This window comes from Comamonas sp. CAH-2, assembly GCF_009668305.1.
Classification (GTDB): domain Bacteria; phylum Pseudomonadota; class Gammaproteobacteria; order Burkholderiales; family Burkholderiaceae_C; genus Comamonas; species Comamonas aquatica.
This window is the reverse complement of sequence record NZ_VSWF01000084.1, coordinates 1-675: the sequence shown is the minus strand read 5'-3', so window position 1 is coordinate 675 and position 675 is coordinate 1. Positions and strand designations below refer to the sequence as shown.

The 675-nt window shown below is 46.7% G+C and carries 1 pseudogene; it reads left to right on the top strand.

Annotation, left to right across the window (positions count from 1 at the left end):
• Positions 1 to 50 precede the first annotated feature (50 nt).
• Positions 51 to 675, top strand: a pseudogene (locus FYM52_RS18570) (hypothetical protein); the annotation flags it as partial.

Sequence of the window (675 nt, the reverse complement as noted above, 5' to 3'; positions counted from 1 at the left end):
GATCAGTGCGAACCAATCGGTATTCTATCGTATCAAGCGAGGAGGACGGGATGAAACTGGCAACCATGGCTGTAGCCAACGGTTTTGGGAATGGGAAATCTAAGGTGCATACCCGCCAACAGTGCCGGTCACGCTTTGTCAAGAAAGATGGCCACTGTAATGTGCAGTTCATAAACGTGGGGGAAAAGGGTCAACGGTACTTGGCCGATATTTTCACAACCTGCGTTGATATCCGCTGGCGCTGGATGTTGGTTATTTTTTGTCTCGCCTTCGTACTGTCTTGGCTCTTCTTTGGCTGCGTTTTTTGGTTGATCGCTTTGTTGCATGGAGATTTGGACACCGATTATAAAGATGATGATGATAAATCCAAGGTATCCAAGGCCTGTGTCTCCGAAGTAAATTCCTTTACCGCAGCTTTCCTTTTCTCTATCGAAACACAAACCACTATCGGATACGGGTTCCGATGCGTCACAGACGAATGCCCAATAGCCGTTTTCATGGTTGTCTTTCAATCAATAGTGGGCTGTATTATCGATGCATTTATCATTGGGGCCGTGATGGCAAAAATGGCTAAGCCCAAAAAAAGAAATGAGACATTGGTTTTCAGTCACAACGCTGTGATTGCCATGAGGGATGGCAAGCTGTGCCTCATGTGGAGGGTGGGCAATCTGAGAA